General features: G+C 71.6%; 12 protein-coding genes and 5 pseudogenes. 6 read left to right on the top strand and 11 right to left on the bottom strand.

Going from position 1 to position 16,950, the window contains the following annotated elements; all coding sequences use genetic code 11:
• Positions 1–54: 54 nt before the first annotated feature.
• The 4 genes from HUV60_RS01450 to ppk2 form a co-directional block, all read right to left on the bottom strand.
• Positions 55–897 (bottom strand): DUF4097 family beta strand repeat-containing protein, encoded by an 843-nt coding sequence (locus HUV60_RS01450; protein ID WP_257852787.1) that lies wholly within the window; start codon positions 895–897, stop codon positions 55–57.
• Between the two features lie 94 nt (positions 898–991).
• On the bottom strand, positions 992–1,510 hold the full coding sequence (locus HUV60_RS01445) for a type II toxin-antitoxin system HicB family antitoxin (RefSeq protein ID WP_257852789.1): 519 nt from the start codon (positions 1,508–1,510) through the stop codon (positions 992–994).
• A 164-nt stretch (positions 1,511–1,674) separates the two neighbouring features.
• On the bottom strand, positions 1,675–2,448 hold the full coding sequence (locus HUV60_RS01440; protein WP_257852790.1) for a sulfite exporter TauE/SafE family protein: 774 nt from the start codon (positions 2,446–2,448) through the stop codon (positions 1,675–1,677).
• 106 nt (positions 2,449–2,554) lie between these two features.
• Positions 2,555–3,379 (bottom strand): polyphosphate kinase 2, encoded by an 825-nt coding sequence (gene ppk2 / locus HUV60_RS01435; protein WP_257852792.1) that lies wholly within the window; start codon positions 3,377–3,379, stop codon positions 2,555–2,557.
• Between the two features lie 839 nt (positions 3,380–4,218).
• Between ppk2 and HUV60_RS33495 the strand changes: the two genes are divergently transcribed.
• Positions 4,219–4,779, top strand: a complete 561-nt coding sequence (locus HUV60_RS33495; protein ID WP_331461968.1) for a DUF6629 family protein — start codon at positions 4,219–4,221, stop codon at positions 4,777–4,779.
• Here HUV60_RS33495 and HUV60_RS01430 read toward each other — a convergent pair.
• Positions 4,754–5,166, bottom strand: a pseudogene (locus HUV60_RS01430) (SRPBCC family protein). The gene HUV60_RS33495 and the pseudogene HUV60_RS01430 sit on opposite strands and share 26 nt — an antisense overlap.
• Before the next feature lie 228 nt (positions 5,167–5,394).
• Between HUV60_RS01430 and HUV60_RS01425 the strand changes: the two are divergent.
• A pseudogene (locus tag HUV60_RS01425) lies at positions 5,395–5,748 on the top strand (cupin domain-containing protein); the annotation flags it as partial.
• A gap of 128 nt (positions 5,749–5,876) precedes the next feature.
• Here the strand turns inward: HUV60_RS01425 and HUV60_RS01420 are convergent.
• The 6 genes from HUV60_RS01420 to rhaI form a co-directional block, all read right to left on the bottom strand.
• Entirely contained in the window at positions 5,877–6,518 is a 642-nt protein-coding gene (locus HUV60_RS01420; protein WP_257852794.1) for a LutC/YkgG family protein, read from the bottom strand.
• Positions 6,515–8,065, bottom strand: a complete 1,551-nt coding sequence (locus tag HUV60_RS01415; RefSeq protein ID WP_257852795.1) for a LutB/LldF family L-lactate oxidation iron-sulfur protein — start codon at positions 8,063–8,065, stop codon at positions 6,515–6,517. The genes HUV60_RS01420 and HUV60_RS01415 overlap by 4 nt, the downstream gene beginning before the upstream one ends.
• A complete protein-coding gene (locus HUV60_RS01410) occupies positions 8,062–8,835 on the bottom strand; it encodes a (Fe-S)-binding protein (RefSeq protein ID WP_257852797.1) in 774 nt (257 codons plus the stop codon). The genes HUV60_RS01415 and HUV60_RS01410 overlap by 4 nt, the downstream gene beginning before the upstream one ends.
• 73 nt (positions 8,836–8,908) lie before the next feature.
• On the bottom strand, positions 8,909–10,363 hold the full coding sequence (locus tag HUV60_RS01405) for a rhamnulokinase (protein WP_257852799.1): 1,455 nt from the start codon (positions 10,361–10,363) through the stop codon (positions 8,909–8,911).
• Positions 10,360–12,399 (bottom strand): bifunctional aldolase/short-chain dehydrogenase, encoded by a 2,040-nt coding sequence (locus HUV60_RS01400; RefSeq protein ID WP_257852800.1) that lies wholly within the window; start codon positions 12,397–12,399, stop codon positions 10,360–10,362. Before HUV60_RS01400 ends, HUV60_RS01405 begins: the two co-directional genes overlap by 4 nt.
• A gap of 143 nt (positions 12,400–12,542) precedes the next feature.
• Entirely contained in the window at positions 12,543–13,703 is a 1,161-nt protein-coding gene (rhaI, locus tag HUV60_RS01395) for an L-rhamnose isomerase (RefSeq protein ID WP_257852804.1), read from the bottom strand.
• A 288-nt stretch (positions 13,704–13,991) separates the two neighbouring features.
• Here rhaI and HUV60_RS01390 point away from each other — a divergent pair.
• The 4 genes and pseudogenes from HUV60_RS01390 to HUV60_RS01375 all read left to right on the top strand — a co-directional run.
• Positions 13,992–15,507, top strand: a pseudogene (locus tag HUV60_RS01390) (sugar ABC transporter ATP-binding protein).
• Positions 15,508–15,543: 36 nt separating this feature from the next.
• Positions 15,544–16,110, top strand: a pseudogene (locus HUV60_RS01385) (ABC transporter permease); the annotation flags it as partial.
• 66 nt (positions 16,111–16,176) lie between these two features.
• Positions 16,177–16,497, top strand: a complete 321-nt coding sequence (locus tag HUV60_RS01380; RefSeq protein WP_257852805.1) for an L-rhamnose mutarotase — start codon at positions 16,177–16,179, stop codon at positions 16,495–16,497.
• Between the two features lie 173 nt (positions 16,498–16,670).
• Positions 16,671–16,874: pseudogene (locus HUV60_RS01375) on the top strand (Tat pathway signal sequence domain protein); the annotation flags it as partial.
• Positions 16,875–16,950: the final 76 nt, after the last annotated feature.

The following is a 16,950-nucleotide window of genomic DNA, read 5'->3' as shown; positions in this document are numbered from 1 at the left end:
TCCTCCGTTCGAAGGCTGAAGCGGGTGGGAGGTGGAGCCGGTTGTGAGTGGGGGTCAGGCCTTGGCACGGCGGACGTCGATGTTGCCGTGCCGGGTGCGGGCGCGGACCTTGACAGTGTCCTCGGTCTCCTGCGGGGACTCGGACGCGGTGAGTGTGTTGCGTACCTGGCCGGAGCCCGAGCTGACGTCCAGCCAGGCGGCCGTGCCCTCGCGGACGCCGACCTCGATGGCGCCGTAGGAGTTCTCCAACTGGATCGTCCCACTGGCCACTTCGCCCACGCGCAAGGTGCCGTGCGCGGTGGTGGCGGTGACCGAGTCCTCGGCACGCCGGATCTCGATGTCACCGTTGGAGCCGCTCACCCGCAATTCGCCGGTCGCGGCGCCGACGGTCGTGGTGCCGTGCGAGTTCTTCAGGACGGCGGGGCCGTCGAGGAGACCGACGCGCAGGCTGCCGGAGCTGGTGGTGATCTCGGCCATGCCCTCGACCCGCTCCACGGTGATCGAGCCGTGCGACGCGGTCAGCTGCAGCGGGCCGGCGGTGTCGAGGCGGACGTCGCCGGACGAGACCTTCACGCGGACCTCGCCCAGCCGGCCCTCGCCGAGCACCTGGGCCCAGGCGCCGGCCATCTCGACGCGCGAGCCCGAGGGCAGTTCGACCGTCACGTCGACGGTGCCGGTACGGCCGAGCAGGTTGGGCTTGGGGGTCCTGACGGTCAGTACGCCGCTCGCGTACGTGGTCTCGGTCTGGGCGGCCGTCCGTACGTCCTGGTCCCGCTTCGGGTCGCGGGGCCGCACCTCGACGACGGTGTCGAGGCGGTCGCCCGCGGTGAACCGGATGGAACCGGCCTCCACGCGCGCCGTGGCCGAGATCGGTTCGGGAGTGTCGAAAGAAGGCATGGCTGTCCCGTCCTCCTGGGTTTTCAGGTCGTCTTCGCCGGTGGGGCGTGGTGTGGGTGAAGCGCTGCGGTGGAGTGGAGCCGACGGGGCGCGGTCACCGCACCCAGCCCGTGAAGCTCTGTCCGATGGTCCGGGTCTTCTCCGTCGTGTGCGGCCGGGCGCCGCCGTCGACCGCGGCCGACACGGCGCGCACCAGCCACGCGTTGACCGACAGGCCCTCCCGGGTCGCGGCCTCCTCCGCGCGGGCCTTGAGGTGGGCCGGCAGGCGGAGATTGACGCGAGCGGTGCCGCCCTCGTCGCCGTCGGCCGGAGCCGGGGTCCTGAGCGGTTCCCTGTGCGCGGCCGGCTCCACGGGGGTGCCGCCGTCGGTGGGCGGCGGTGTCACCACGAAGTCGGGGTCGAGTCCGCGCAGCCGTACGTCGACCGAGCCGGGGGCGAGTTCGCGGGTGATCTCGTCCATCGCGGCGGAGAGCACGTTGAGCAGGGTCAGCCGGGTCGCCGACTCCAGGGGAGCGGTGAGCCTCTCGGCCAGCTCGCGCGCTTCGTCGCCGCCGGCTTCGGCGGCCACCGCGAGTTCGCGGCGGATGGAGTCGACATACGGGGTGAGATCCATGATGCCATGATGGCGCCATTGTGGCGCCATATGCAAGCGTGAGTGGCTCCTTGTGGGGGAGTGGGTTCAAAAGGGCCTTCCTGCCTGCGGAAACGCGAGGGAGATGGTCCCAGTAGGAGGGCTCGCGAACTCCTGGAAGTCAGGAGATGGCGCCGCGTGCTGGTTCAGCGCAGAAGCAGTTGGACGATGGCGATGATGCCGACCACGACGACGAAGATCCGCAGGATGCGCGGAGGGAGCCGGCGCCCCACCTTCGCGCCGACCTGGCCGCCGATCGCCGAGCCCGCGGCGATGAGCAGGACGGCAGCCCAGTCGAAGTCGGCGACGAACAGGAAGAACAGGGCCGCGATGCTGTTCACGACGGCGGCGAGGACGTTCTTGACGGCGTTCAGACGTTGAAGGGTGTCGTCGAGCAGCATGCCCATCAGGGAGAGGTAGATGATCCCCTGGGCCGCTGTGAAGTAGCCGCCGTAGACGCTGGCGAGCAGGAGCCCGCCGAAGAGGACGGGGCCGCCGTCGGCCCTGGTGACCGTGCCCGTGCGCGCACGGCGGCGCTGGACGCGGGCGGAGACACGGGGCTGGAGTACGACGAGGACCAACGCGAGTGCGACCAGCACGGGAACGATCGTCTCGAAGGCGGTCGCGGGGAGCGTGAGCAGCAGCATCGCCCCGGCGAGTCCGCCGACCGCCGCGGCCGCGCCGAGCCGCAGGACGAGACGGCGCTGGCCCTTGAGCTCCGCCCGGTAGCCTATGGCGCCGCTGACCGAACCGGGGATCAGCCCGAGGGCGTTGGACACGGTGGCGGTCACCGGGGGCAGCCCGGTGGCGAGCAGGACGGGAAACGTGATCAGCGTGCCCGAGCCGACGATGGTGTTGATGGTGCCGGCGCCGATTCCGGCGGCGAAGACCGCCAGCGCCTCCCAGATGGACAAGGCCATCTCCTTCGGGGTCCGGTGAGTCGCCTCCCCGCCGTGAAGGTCGAGGGGCCATCACCGATCATGCACGAAGAGCGTGAACGCCCGGGCCGCCGGGGGCATCACCCGGTCACGTCGTCCGGTCCCCGGGTCGGAGGCCGTCCGCGTGGTCAGGGACGTACGTCTGGAGGTCGCGGGGCGGGCGCTGGTAGCCGGTGGACGGCGGGCGCTCCGGCAGCTCGATGACCGGCGGCCCCACTTCCTGGTAGGGCACCGTGCCCAGCAGATGGGCGATCATGTTCAGCCGGGCACGGCGCTTGTCGTCGCTCTCCACGATGTACCACGGAGCCTCGACGATGTCGGTGTGCACCAGCATCGCGTCCTTGGCCCGGGAGTACGCCTCCCAGCTGGTGATCGACTCGAGGTCCATCGGCGACAGCTTCCAGCGGCGCAGCGGATCCTCCAGCCGCTTGCGAAACCGTGTCTCCTGCTCGGTGTCGCTCACCGAGAACCAGTACTTGCGCAGCAGGATCCCGTCCTCCACCAGCATCCGCTCGAAGATCGGGCACTGGTGCAGAAAGCGCTGGTACTCCTTCTTCGTGCAGAAGCCCATGACCCGCTCGACGCCGGCGCGGTTGTACCAGGAGCGGTCGAACAGCACGATCTCACCGGCGGCCGGCAGGTGCTCGACGTAGCGCTGGAAGTACCACTGGGTGCGCTGGCGCCCGGTCGGCTTGGGCAGGGCCGCGATCCGAGCCACGCGCGGGTTGAGGTGCTCCGTGACCCGCTTGATGGTGCCGCCCTTGCCCGCGGCGTCCCGGCCCTCGAAGACGACGACCAGCCGGGCCCCCTCCGCCCGCACCCACTCCTGGAGCTTCGCCAGCTCCGTCTGCAGCCGCAGCAACTCGCTCTCGTACGCCGCCCGGGGCAGCTTCGTCATCTTCTTGCCGGCCATGCCGCCGCCTCCACCACCCGGTGACCCGCGCCATCGGCGGTCGGGTCATTCTCTCCAAGGTCTCCGAGGTCGAACACCTGGACGCCACCGTACTGATCGGCGAGGATCCGCGCATCCGGCCCGGCGACGCCCCGGGAGAGGCCCGAGGACCGCAGCAAGGTGCTCCGGTACGGCCGGAAGAGGGTGAGGACGAGTACCGGACACGTCGTCAGGGCCGGGGGAGGAGGCAGAGGGGAAGCCCCGCGTACGAGTACGCGGCCGCCGGTCCCTGGCGTCGACCGACGGGCTGGCCCGTGAGCACGACGGGGCCGCCCGCCTGATCAGTCACCTGCGTCCCGCCCACGAGGCCCGCGACGTTCCCGGACGGCGCGGGCGGCCCGGGGGACAGCGGCCGTGCTCGGCCCGCACACCCGGGTGGAGGAACGCCGGCTGTTCCCCGCCACGGCCGAGGACTTCCCCGAGCAGACCGCCACCCTGGATGCGGAACACCGGCACGTCGACGAGGTGCCGGTCCGGCCCGTCGGCGGTGGTACGTCAGGCGACCCGGCCGGGCCGGGCCGGCTGATGGAAGCGATGGCGATGCCGCGCTACCACATCCTCAAGGAACAGGACGGCGTCTTCCCGGCCGCGCTCGCGACCCTCTGCACCGAGCAGCGGGCAGCCCCCGACGCGGTGCGCGACCATTCCACCCGCGTACGTCGTCCACCGCAGCCGCGACACCGCCCCCGGCACCCGGAAGCCGAAGCGGGGCGGGGAGCGCACCGGGCAACAGGAGGGCCGCGCCTTCGTGCCGTCGGCCTCCGGCTGCCCCGGGTTCGCGAGGATGGGCTTTCCTGCCGGTGCCCCGAAGGCGGAGTGACGTGCTGGAGTGCGGAGGCCGGACTTGTGGCGGGTGTCGGGATCGCGGCGGCCTGCGGGGCCCGCGCGGTGCGCTCGGGCGAAGCGGTGACCTTCCGCAGGCCGCGCTGCCGCTGCTGCTCGGCGTGCACCAGCTCATCGAGGCGGCGGCCCGGGCATCCGGCGGAGGGAGGGGGCCGGCCGTGCTGCGGTGGGTGGCCGTCGCGCTGCCGCTGGCCGGCGCTCTGGATGCCGGTGGGCGTGCTGAGTGCCGCGCCGAAGGACACGCGGCGGAACGTGCTGCGCAGGCCGACGCAGCCCCTCGTCGCCGGGTCCGCGCGCCTCGCTCCTCTCCGCGGCTCCGGTGGCTGGGTCCGTCCTCCGCGGGTCACTCTTTTGCACAGCCTCCGGGCTGGATCACGGTCCTGAAGCGATCGTGCTTCGGTGGGTTCTGCACCGCGGACCGCTGCGCTGATCGGTGGCCGACCAGCTGTGATCAGTTGATCTTCCCGAATGGGGGACCTGCGGAGGATGGGGCTAGGCGGTCTCCATCGACTCCTTGAGCCGTGTCAGATCGGCGGCGACCATACGGGCGTCACGTTCGAATGCGGCGTCGCTCGTCCCCGGCTGCCGGCGGAGGGTGAACACCACCTCACTCCCCGAACCGTCGACGAGCACGCGGACCGGGTTGTGGACGGTCTCCCCGGAAGGCAGCGTGACGTCGTGGTCGAGCACACCCCACTCATTGTGCGGTGCGAAGGCGACCACGACCCGGCCCAGGGGGGGGAGGACTCCGCGACCCACTGCCCCTCGATCCTCTCGACGGAGCCGCCCAGGCCATGGGCCCATGCGGGCAGGTTGGCCGGTTGTGACGCATAGGCGTAGACATCGGCGACGGTGCGGTCGACGAGGACGCTGAGGTGGCGCGATTCTCTCCGGGTGCTCTTCATGGCAGCGACGGTAGCGGGACACCGTCTCCGTCCTCTTGAACGAATCGGACACGCGTGACCGCCGGGCACCCCTTGGACACACCGGTACCGGCCCCGTCACCCGAATGGCGCGCCCGCCTTGACGGACGGACGATGGAGTGGTGGGGCCAGGCCCGCCCCGCCGGTGCTGTTACGGACGGACGGAGACCGGCCCCGGCCGCTCAGAGCGACGGCCGGAAGAGCAGGGACATGCTCGATATCAAGACACCGGACAAGCCGGACGAGCGGCGGGACTTCCCCAGGGGACACCTCGAAGCCGTCCACATGACCGGACCGGACTTCGCCGTGGCCGTCTTCGAGCCCGGGTGGCGCTGGTCCGAATCCGTCGGGCCCATCGCCGGAACCCCGAGCTGTTGGATCCACCACAACGGTTACGTCCTCCAGGGCCGGCTGCACATCCGCATGGACGACGGCGCCGAGAGCGAGGTCGGCCCCGGCGACGCCTTCGTCTGCACACCCGGCCACGACGCCTGGGCTGTCGGCGAGGAACAGGTCGTGGTGTACGACTTCGCGGGCGCCATGGCCCAGAGCTATGCGAAGGCCGCCGACTTAACCCTCCAACGAGACGAGCGCGCCGGGCAGTGGTGGCCCACCGCGGCACCGGCCGGTGCCGCCGGAGCCGCGGCCGATCTCGCGCCCGGGCCGTCGGGGTCCGGGTGGAGGCCGCGGGATCAGCCGACCAGGACGACCTCCAGGGTGCGCGGGCCGTGCACACCCTCCACCCGGTCGAGTTCGATGTCGCTCGTCGCCGACGGGCCGGAGATCCAGGTGAGAGGGCGGGCCGGATCGAGACGTTCGAGCGCGTACGGGACGGAGGGGACGACCTGGGCTGCGCGGACGACGCAGATGTGGTGGTCCGGGACAAGGGTGATCCGGCGCCGGCCCTGGTCGGGGGAGCCGTCCAGGACGATCGTGCCGGTCTCGGCGACGGCGACCGCGCAGGCGGTGACCACGCTGTCGACCCGGTCCAGTTCCTGCGGAGTGCTCTCCGCCCGGTCCGCGACCCGTGTCACCCCGGTCCGGGCGAGCCAGCTCTCGTCAAGACCCGGTGGTACGAGCACCGACGACGCACCGCGTGAGGCCAGGAGCCCGGCGACGACCTCGGCCAGTTTGTCGGCGCCGGTGCGGTGGACGACCGCCCGGTAGTCGGCGAGGTTCTCGGCGAGGAGGTCCAGCGTCCGGGCCGGGGTGCGGTCACCGTGCTCGCGCAGGTAGTCGCGCGGGACAGCCTGCTCGTACGGCCTGTCGTCGGCGCGCGGGACGTCGGCGAGGGCGCGCCGCACCCGGCCCAGGATCCGTTCCCTGCTGCTCACCGGTTACCGTCCTTGTCCTTGCTCCTGTCCTCGTCCTTCGCCGGGGCCCCGGCCGCGCCCGACGAGGGGGGAGCCCCGGCGCCGTGTGTGCGCTGCCACCAGTCGCGGAAGGGCTCCGCCGGCACCGGAGGAAGATCCCGGGTCCCGCTCCACGCGCGGCCGGGGCCCGGCAGGGTGCGCGGGTGCAGGCGCCGGGTGCGGGAGGCGAGGCGCTGGCCGGTGCGCAGCGCGCCCGGGTGCGAGAACGCCCAGCGGGCCGCGCGCATCGCGGCGCGCTCGGCGGCGTGGCCCCTCGCGGGCTGCAGCACCACCTTGTTGCCGTCCCGGACCACCTGGCCGCCTTCCACGACCCGTTCCCGCAGGTGCACCAGCACCTCGGGGATGTCGATGGCGACCGGGCACACCTCGTAGCAGGCCCCGCACAGCGACGAGGCGTACGGCAGGGACGCGTCGATCTCGCTTGCCGTGCCCCGCAGTTGAGGGCTGAGAATGGCTCCGATCGGGCCCGGGTAGACCGAGCCGTAGGCATGGCCGCCGGCCCGCTCGTAGACCGGGCAGACGTTGAGGCAGGCCGAGCAGCGGATGCAGCGCAGCGCCTGTCGGCCCACCTCGTCGGCGAGGGTGTCGGTGCGGCCGTTGTCCAGCAGCACCAGATGGAAGGCGCGCGGGCCGTCCGCGTCGGTGGTGCCGGTCCAGGTGGACGTGTACGGGTTCATCCGCTCGGCGGTCGAGGAGCGCGGGAGCGTCTGCAGGAACACCTCGAGGTCCCGCCAGGTCGGCACGATCTTCTCGATGCCGACGACCGAGATCAGTGTCTCGGGCAGGGTCAGACACATCCGTCCGTTGCCCTCGGACTCCACCACCACCAGCGTGCCGGTCTCGGCGACCATGAAGTTGGCCCCGGAGATGCCGACCTTGGCCCGCAGGAACTTCTCCCGCAGGTGCAGCCGCGCGGCCTCGGCCAGTTCGGCGGGCGTGTCGGTGAGCCCCTCGGGCGCCGGGCGGCCCCAGCCGCCCATCTCGCGGGCGAAGATGTCCCGGATCTCCCCGCGGTTGCGGTGGATCGCCGGGACGAGGATGTGCGAGGGGCGGTCCTGGCCCAACTGCACGATCAGTTCGGCCAGATCGGTCTCATAGGCGCGGATGCCCGCCGCCTCGAGGGCCTCGTTGAGCTCGATCTCCTGCGTGGCCATGGACTTGACCTTGACGACCTCCGACTCGCCCGTCTCCTTGACGAGTCCGGTCACGATCCGGTTGGCCTCGGCGGCGTCGGCGGCCCAGTGGACGGTGCCGCCCGCGGCTGTCACCGTCTCCTCCAACCGCACCAGGTACTCGTCGAGGTGACGGAGCGTATGATCCTTGATCCGCTTGCCGGCCTCCCGCAGCCCGGCCCAGTCCGACACCTCGGCGACGGCCTTCGCCCGCTTGGCCCGGATGGTGTGCGTGGCATGTCGGAGGTTGCCGCGCAGAGTGGTGTCGCGTACCGCCTCCCGCGCCGCCTGTGGGAAGGCCGGCATTCCGACGAACGTTTCGCTCGTACCGCTCATGCGGCCGCCACCTCCTCCCCTTGCCTCTCCTCTTCCGTGCTCGCCAGGATCTCCGCGACGTGCACCGGCCGCATGCCGGTGCGCAGCCGGCTCATCGTCCCCCCGATGTGCATCAGACACGAGTTGTCCGCCGTGCACAGCACCTCCGCGCCCGTCGACTCGGCGCTGCGCACCTTGTCGGCTCCCATCGCCGCGGAGACGTCGGAGTTCTTCAGCGCGAACGTGCCGCCGAAGCCGCAGCACTCCTCGGCCCCCGGCAGCTCCACCAGCTTCAGCCCTTTCACGGCCTCCAGAAGCCGCCGGGGCCGGTCGCCGAGCCCCAGGGAGCGCAGGCCGTGACAGGTGGGGTGGTAGGTCACGGTGTGCGGGTAGTACGCGCCGACGTCCGTCACCCCCAGCACGTCCACCAGGAACTCGGTGAGCTCGTACGTCTTCGGCACCACCGGCGCCAGGGCGGCCGCGAGGGCGTCTCCGCGCCCCTGGGCACGGGCCCGCTCGCCCATCCGTGGATAAAGCTCCCGCACCATCGCCCCGCACGACCCGGACGGTGTCACGATCGCCTCGTAGTCCCCGAAGACCTCGGAGAAGTGCCGTGCAAGCGGCTCGGCCTCGTGCCGGTACCCGGTGTTGTAGTGCGCCTGGCCGCAACAGGTCTGCGCCATCGGGAAGTCGACCTCGACACCGAGTCTGGTCAGCAGCTTCACCACGGCGCGCCCGGTGTCCGGATAGAGCGTGTCGTTGACGCAGGTCAGGAACAGGGCGACACGCATCGCGGCTCCTTCTGGATCGATCGTCGAGTGGATGCAGGGTAGTGCGCGGGTGCCGCGCGGGGGCAGCCCCCGGTCAGCCCCGGGCGAGCCGGGCCCGCGCGGCTTCCCACCGCCGCGTGTCACCGCGCGGTTCGTACCGGGTCAGCGGCTGGGTGCGGGCGACCAGGCGCCGCATCCCGGCCAGGTCACCGGCCGGTCCGTGCGCCCGGGCCTGCACGAGGACGTTGCCCAGCGCGGCCGCCTCGGTCGGGCCGGCCACCACCGGCAGCCCGCAGGCGTCCGCGGTCAGCTGGCACAGCAGGGCGTTGCGGGTACCACCGCCCACGATGTGCACGACGTCGACCGGCCGCCCGGCGAGCTGCTGGGCCTCCTCGACGGCCCTGCGGTGCGCGAGCGCGAGCGAGTCGAGGATGCAGCGGGTGATCTCGGCGGGCGAGCCGGGCACCGGCTGGCCCGAGAGCCGGCAGGCCTCGGCGATCCGCTCCGGCATCCGTCCCGGTGCCAGGAACGCCGCGTCCCCGGCGTCCACCACCGACCGCAGCGCGGGCACCCCGGCCGCGTCCAGCAGCAGCGTCCCCAGAACATCCGGCTCGCCCCAGGCCCGTACGCACTCCTGGAGCAGCCACAGGCCCATGATGTTGCGCAGGTACCGGACCGTGCCGTCCAGCCCCAGCTCGTTGGTGAAGTTGGCGGTGCGGCTCTCCTCGGTCAGCACCGGGGCGTCCAGCTCGAGACCGGCCAACGACCAGGTGCCGGTGCAGATGTACGCGAACCGCTCACCGGCGGCGGGCACGGCGGCCACCGCGGACGCCGTGTCGTGCGAGCCGACCGCCGTCACCGGCACGGGGCCGGCCAGCCCGGTCTCCTCCAGCACCTCGGGTCGCAACTCCCCAGCCGGATCACCGGGTTGGCGCAGCGGTGCGAAGAGGGAGAGATCGATGCCCAGACGCCCCGCGACCTCGTGGGACCAGTCGCGGGTGCGCGGGTCGAGCAGCTGCGTGGTCGAGGCGTTGGTCAGCTCCGTGCCCTGCGTGCCGGTGAGCCAGTACGTCAGCAGGTCCGGAATCAGCAACAGACGCCGGGCCTGAGCGAGCTGGACGGTGGAGCGGGCCGCGGTCAGTTGGTAGAGGGTGTTGAACGGCGCGTACTGCAGACCGGTCGCCGCGTACAGCTCCCCGGCCGGCAGGGTCGCCCACACCTTCTCCGCGACCCCCTCCGTACGGGGGTCGCGGTAGTGCACCGGGCTGCCCAACAGCGCGCCGTCCGCGTCCAGCAGGCCGTAGTCCACGGCCCAGCTGTCGATACCGACGGATGCGAGCCCGCCGCCCGCCGCCCGCAGCCCCTCCAGCACTCCGGCGTACAGTCCGAGAACGTCCCAGCGCAGCCCTTCGGGCACCCGCACCGGCCGGTTCGGGAAGCGGTGGACCTCGGTCAGCTCCAGACTGCCAGGGCCGACGCGGCCGACCATGACACGCCCGCTGGACGCGCCGAGGTCGACCGCCGCGTACGGCCGCACGTCCGCGTTCATCGCAGGAACGCGGCGGCGACGCCGGCATCGACCGGTACGTGCAGGCCCGTGGTGTGAGTGAGGTCACCGCCGGTCAGCGCGAAAACGGCGGCCGCGACATGCTCGGGCAGCACCTCCCGCTTCAACAGCGTGCGCTGCGCGTAGAACTCGCCCAGCTTCTCCTCCGGCACCCCGTACACCGCCGCCCGCTTGGCGCCCCACCCGCCGGCGAAGATGCCCGAGCCGCGCACCACACCGTCCGGGTTGACGCCGTTGACCCGGATGCCGTGCTCTCCCAACTCGGCTGCGAGGAGACGTACCTGGTGGGCCTGGTCGGCCTTGGCGGCCGAGTAGGCGATGTTGTTCGGACCGGCGAACACCGCGTTCTTGGAAGCGATGTAGACGATGTCGCCGCCCAGCCGCTGCGCGATCATCACGCGGGCCGCCTCACGGGAGACGAGGAAGGAACCGCGGGCCATGATGTCGTGCTGGAGGTCCCAGTCCTTCGCGGACGTCTCGAGCAGCGGCTTGGAGACGGAGATCCCGGCGTTGTTCACCACCAGGTCGACCCCGCCGAACGCGAGCACCGCCGCCCGCAGCGCCTTTGCGATCTGCTCCTCCGACGTCACGTCCACGGTCACGGCGACAGCCTTGTCCGGTCCGCCCAGTTCCCCGGCGACGGCTGCCGCGTTGTCCCCGTTCAGGTCCGCCACGACGACACACGCGCCCTCGGCCGCCAGCCGCCGCGCGATCGCCTTCCCGATCCCGCTGCCACCCCCGGTCACCAGCGCCACCCGGGTGGCGAGCGGCTTCGGCTCCGGCATCCGCTGGAGCTTGGCCTCCTCCAGGGCCCAGTACTCGATGCGGAACTTCTCCGACTCCTCGATCGGCGCGTACGTCGAGACCGCCTCGGCACCGCGCATCACGTTGACCGCGTTGAGGTAGAACTCGCCGGCCACCCGCGCGGTCTGCTTGTCCTTGCCGAAGCTGAACATGCCCACGCCGGGGATCAGCACGACCGCCGGGTCGGCGCCGCGCATGGCGGGGGAGTCGGGCAGGGCGTGGGCCGCGTAGTAGGCGGCGTACTCCTCGCGATAGGTGGCGTGCAGTTCCTTCAGCCGGGCCACGGCCTCGTCCACGGGGACCGCCGGCGGCAGATCGAGGACGAGCGGCCGGACCTTGGTGCGCAGGAAGTGGTCCGGGCAGGAGGTGCCGAGCGCGGCCAGCCGCGGGTGCTCGGCCCGGGCCAGGAAGCCCAGGACGGCCTCGGAGTCGTCGAAGTGCCCGACCTGCGCCCGGTCCTGGGAGGCGACGGCCCGCACGTACGGCGCGAGAGCCGCTGCACGCTCCCGCCGCTCGGCCTCGGGCAGCGGCTCGTACCCGTCGAGCACCGGCCCGAACGGCTCCGGCCTGCCCCGCTCGGCGAGGAACCGCTCGGCGGTGCGGATGATGTGCAGCGAGTTGCGCTCGCACTCCTCGGAGGTGTCGCCCCACGCGGTGATCCCGTGCCCGCCCAGGACACAGCCGACGGCCTGCGGGTTGGCCTCCTTCACCGCGGCGATGTCCAGGCCGAGCTGGAAACCGGGCCGACGCCACGGCACCCACACGACGGTGTCGCCGAAGCACTCGGCGGTCAGCTTCTCCCCGTCGGCCGCGCAGGCGAGCGCGATCCCGGAGTCGGGGTGCAGATGGTCGACGTGCGGGGCCTGGACCAGTCCGTGCATCGCGGTGTCGATCGAGGGAGCCGCACCGCCCTTGCCGTGCAGGCAGTAGTCGAACGCGGCGACCATCTCGTCCTCGCGTTCGACGCCCGGGTAGACGTCGGTCAGCGCCCGCAGCCGGTCCAGCCGCAACACGGCAAGCCCCGCCCCGGTCAACGTCCCGAGATCTCCACCGGACCCCTTGACCCACATCAGCTCCACCTCGCCCCCGGTGACGGGATCAGTAGCGGTGCCCTTGGCAGAGGTGTTCCCGCCGGCGTAGTTGGTGTTCCGGGGGTCGGCACCGAGACGGTGGGAACGGGCGAGGAGGGCGTCGGCTTCGGGCCGGGTCGGCATAAGTGATCAGTCCTTGTCGAAGGAGGGTAGGAAATACGCGCCCCACAGGGGCGCGGGGCGGTGTCAATATGCGGCTACCGCCGCGTGGGTGCGACCGGCCGCACACGGCCCGCGGCCCGCACGGTGCAGAACCCGGCAGACGCCTACGCCCCCCACCCCGCCTGCTCCCCACCGACCCGCTCCGCGACGATTCTCTCGGCCCACCCGGAACGGGCATACGCGGCCAGGGGCTCCGGGGCCAACCCCGACTCCTCCCGCACCTCACGCAACAACGGCCGCACATCCGTGTTGTATGCATCCATCAACACGGCGTTCGCGCCGAGGACGTCCCCCTCCCGCTGCGCGGCGGCCAGCGCTTCCGCATCGACGAGCAGCGCCTTCGCCGTGGCTTCCTGCACATTCATCACGGACCGGATGATCGCCGGGATCTTCGCCTCGATGTTGTGGCACTGGTCGAGCATGAACGCGGTCCCGGAGGCGAACCCGCCCCCGCGCACCACCTCGTGCATGATCCGGAACAACTGGAACGGGTCGGCGGAGCCCACCATCAGGTCGTCGTCGGCGTAGAAGCGCGAGTTGAAGTCGAACCCGCCGAGCCGCTCCTCGCGCAGCAGCGTCGCGACGATGAACTCGATGTTGGTGCCCGGCGCGTGGTGGCCCGTGTCGACGACGACCTGGGCCCGCGGTCCGAGCTTCAGGCAGTGCGCGTACGCGGTGCCCCAGTCCGGGACGTCCGTCGTGTAGAACGCCGGCTCGAAGAACTTGTACTCCAGCAGCATCCGCTGGCCCGTGCCGAGCCGTTCGTACACCTCGGCGAGTGCTTCGGCGAGCCGGTCCTGACGGGCGCGGATGTCGTCCTGGCCGGGATAGTTCGTCCCGTCGGCGAACCACAGCTTCAGGTCCGTCGAACCGGTCGCGTCCATGATGTCGACGCATTCGAGGAGATGGTCCACGGCCTTGCGGCGGACCGCCGCGTCCGGATGGCAGACACTGCCGAGCCGGTAGGCGTCGTCCTGGAAGGTGTTGGAATTGATGGTGCCGAGCCGCACACCGCGGTCCTCGGCGTGCTCGGCCAGCGCGGTGTAGTCGTCGACCTTGTCCCACGGGATGTGCAGCGCGACGGAGGGCGCGGCCCCCGTGAACTCGTGCACCTTGGCCGCGTCGTCCAGCTTCTCCTGCGGCGTGCGGGGCACACCCCGCTGCGCGAACACCTTGAAACGGGTCCCCGAGTTGCCGTACGCCCACGACGGCGTCTCGACGGCCTGTGTCTTGAGAGCGGCCTTCGCCGCGGCGAACTCGGTCACGTCAGGGCTCCTGTGACATCGGGTCGTATCGACCACTGGATAAGACGACTGAGTGAAATGACTGAGTGAAACGATTCAGAACGGGAAGCTATGGCGCCCTCGAAGAGGTGTCAACCCCTCCGGCCAAGACCGCCCTCCGTGATCAGGGCGTGACCTGAAGCTGTCGAAAGTTTTTCGACCGGGATCCATTGACGTGACGTGCGCCGCGCGCCTACCGTCCCGGCAATCCAATTGAAACCTTTCACGACGCCGCGAGGGCCGCCCGCCGGACGTCGTCGAGGAGACCTCATGACCCACCCGTCCGACACGGGTTCGGCCCCGGTTCTCGCGCTGAGGGACATCTCCAAGTCCTTCGGCGCGGTCCGTGCCCTGCGGGACGTCTCCCTGGATCTGTTCCCCGGCGAGGTGCACGCCCTCACCGGGGAGAACGGGGTCGGCAAGTCGACCCTCATCAAGACGCTCGCCGGAGTGCACCGGCCGGACGTCGGCCACGTGCTGCTCGACGGTGCGCCCGTGCTCTTCCACGGACCCGGCGGCGCCCACGACGCCGGGATCGCCGTGCTCTACCAGGAACCCACCCTCTTCCCCGACCTGTCGATCGCCGAGAACATCTACATGGGCCGCCAGCCCCGGCGCGCCCTCGGCCGGACCGACCACCGCGCCACCCGCACCGCGACCGCCGCCCTGATGCGGCGGCTCGGCGTAGAACTCGATCCCGGCCGCCCGGCCCGCGGCCTGTCCATCGCCGACCAGCAGATCGTCGAGATCGCCAAGGCGCTCTCCTTCGACGCCCGTGTCCTGATCATGGACGAGCCGACCGCCGCCCTCACCGGCAGTGAGGTCGCCCGCCTCTTCGGCGTCGTACGCAGCCTGCGCGAACATGGCGCGGCAGTGCTGTTCATCTCCCGCCGCCTGGAGGAGATCTTCGAGATCTGCGGGCGGGTCACCACCCTGCGCGACGGCGCCCGGACCGCCAGTGAACCGCTGGACGGTATGACCGAGGACGACCTGGTGCGCCGCATGATCGGACGCGACCTCGAGAAGCTCTACCCCAAGCAGGAGGTGCGTCCCGGCGAGATCTCCCTGAGCGTGCGCCGGCTGACCCGGGAGGGCGTCTTCACCGACGTCTCCTTCGACGTGCGCCGCGGCGAGATCGTCGGCCTCGCCGGGCTCGTGGGCGCCGGGTGCACCGAGGTGGCCCGCGCCGTGTTCGGCATCGACCGCTGGGACGCCGGCGAGGTCGAGATCGGCGGACGCGCGCTCACCAACGGCGCCCCGTCCACCGCCGTGGCCGCGGGCCTCGCCCTGGTCCCCGAGGACCGGCGCGCCCAGGGACTGGTGATGGACATGTCCATCGAGCGCAACATCGGCCTGACCGGACTGCGTACGACCGTCCGCGCCGGCCTGATGGACCGGGGCGCGGAACGCAGCCGCTCCCTGGACTGGGCGGTCGGGCCGCACGTCAAGTACGCCCGGATCGCCGACACCGTCAACACGCTCTCCGGCGGCAACCATGCAGAAGGTCGTTCTCGCCAAGTGGCTCGCCACCGGCCCCAAGGCACTCATCGTGGACGAGCCGACCCGGGGCATCGACGTCGGCACCAAGGCCGAGGTGCACCGGCCGCTCTGCCAGCTCGCCGCCGACGGCGTCGCGGTGCCGATGATCTCCTCCGACCTGCCCGAGATCCTCGGCATGGCCGACCGCGTGCTGGTGATGCACGAAGGCCGCCTCACCGCCGAGATCCCCCGCACCGACGCCACCGAGGAAACCGTGATGGCCGCAGCCACGGGGAGGGCCGCATGACGGTCGTCGGTCCCGACCCCACCCCCCGTCGTCGAGGTGCCGAAGTCCAGTGGCACCCGGCTGGCCGACCGGGTGTTCAAGGTGCGCGAACTCGCCATCCTGTTCGTCTTCCTGGTGATGATCGCCTTCACCCAGGCAGGCAACAGCGAGTTCCTGTCCGGGCAGGGCATCAAGGACCTGTTGCTGCATGCGACCATCCTGGTCCTGGTCGCCACCGGCCAGGCCCTCGTCGTCATCACCCGCAACGTCGACCTGTCCGTCGGCTCCACGCTCGGTATCTCCGCCCTCGTCGCCGGGCTCTACCTCCAGGGCGGCGGGAACCCGGTCGTCGCCCTCGCGCTGGCGGTGCTGCTGGGCATCGGCTTCGGACTGCTCAACGGACTGCTCGTCAGCCTCGGCCGGGTGCCCGCGCTCGTCGTCACCCTCGGCACCCTCGCCGCCTACCGGGGCATCGCACAGATCGTGCTCGGCTCCGACGCGGTGACCGACTTCCCCGCCCCGTACCTGGACTTCGCCGCCGGACGCATCGGCGACACCTTCGTCCCGTACGCGCTGCTGCCGTTCCTGGTGCTGCTCGCGATCGCCGTGGTCACGCTGCACGCCCCCCGTTCGGACGCTCGCTGTGTCACCTCGTGAACTCGTGAACTCGTATTGGAGGGTAGGCACTTCATGCAGCGTGTCTGTTTCCTGCTCAAGGTCCGCCAGGACCGGATCGCGGAGTACCGCGTACGTCACGCCGCCGTGTGGCCCGAGATGCGCGAGGCGCTCTCGGCCACCGGCTGGCACAACTACTCCCTCTTCCTGCGCGACGACGGCCTCCTCGTCGGCTACCTCGAGACCCCGGACTTCGAGGCCGCCCGCTCTGCCATGGAGGCCACCGACGTCAACGCACGCTGGCAGGCGGAGATGGCCCCCCTCTTCGAGACCCTCGACGGCGCCCGCCCGGACGAGGCGATGAAACCGCTCACCGAAGTCTTCCACCTCGCCTGACCACGGACCCCACCCGAGGAGCCCCGAGATGAGACGACGCACCCTGCTGGCCGGAGCCCTGCTCGGCACTGCGACCGGACCCGCCCTCGGCGGGCCCGCCGCCTGCGCCGCCGCCCCGGCCCGTCGGTCACCCTGGCCGGCCGCACCACCCTCGACGACCGGGCCGTCCACTTCGTGTCCTACCCGCCTCCGCGGCCTCGGAGCACACCGACTGGACCCTGCTGTATGACGGCGCCGGCCTGAACGCCTTCGGTGAGGTCCTGATCGACGAGACCTGGCCGGCGCAGGACGGCGTGCTGTCGGTCATGTACCAGGAGCGCTCCGGCGGCACCACCCCGTCGGCGCTCCACGTCGCCGACTTCCGGCTGCCCGCCTGACCCTCCGTCCCCCCCACCTGGCCCTCCTCCACGCACCCCGCCCGCCCACCGCCGATCGCGGGGCGGCCGGGCCGGT

Source organism: Streptomyces sp. KMM 9044, from assembly GCF_024701375.2.
GTDB lineage: Bacteria > Actinomycetota > Actinomycetes > Streptomycetales > Streptomycetaceae > Streptomyces.
The sequence above is the reverse complement of the archived record's forward strand: the minus strand, read 5'-3'. Positions and strand labels throughout refer to the sequence as shown.

Bases quoted from the DNA above. Each gene is read 5' to 3' on its own strand.
- ppk2 (WP_257852792.1), bottom strand. From the start codon at position 3,379: ATGGCCGGCAAGAAGATGACGAAGCTGCCCCGGGCGGCGTACGAGAGC.
- HUV60_RS01450 (WP_257852787.1), bottom strand. From the start codon at position 897: ATGCCTTCTTTCGACACTCCCGAACCGATCTCGGCCACGGCGCGCGTG.
- HUV60_RS01410 (WP_257852797.1), bottom strand. From the start codon at position 8,835: ATGCGTGTCGCCCTGTTCCTGACCTGCGTCAACGACACGCTCTATCCG.
- HUV60_RS01380 (WP_257852805.1), top strand. From the start codon at position 16,177: ATGCAGCGTGTCTGTTTCCTGCTCAAGGTCCGCCAGGACCGGATCGCG.
- HUV60_RS01405 (WP_257852799.1), bottom strand. From the start codon at position 10,363: ATGAACGCGGACGTGCGGCCGTACGCGGCGGTCGACCTCGGCGCGTCC.
- HUV60_RS01400 (WP_257852800.1), bottom strand. From the start codon at position 12,399: ATGCCGACCCGGCCCGAAGCCGACGCCCTCCTCGCCCGTTCCCACCGT.
- HUV60_RS01415 (WP_257852795.1), bottom strand. From the start codon at position 8,065: ATGAGCGGTACGAGCGAAACGTTCGTCGGAATGCCGGCCTTCCCACAG.
- HUV60_RS01440 (WP_257852790.1), bottom strand. From the start codon at position 2,448: ATGGCCTTGTCCATCTGGGAGGCGCTGGCGGTCTTCGCCGCCGGAATC.
- HUV60_RS01445 (WP_257852789.1), bottom strand. From the start codon at position 1,510: ATGGATCTCACCCCGTATGTCGACTCCATCCGCCGCGAACTCGCGGTG.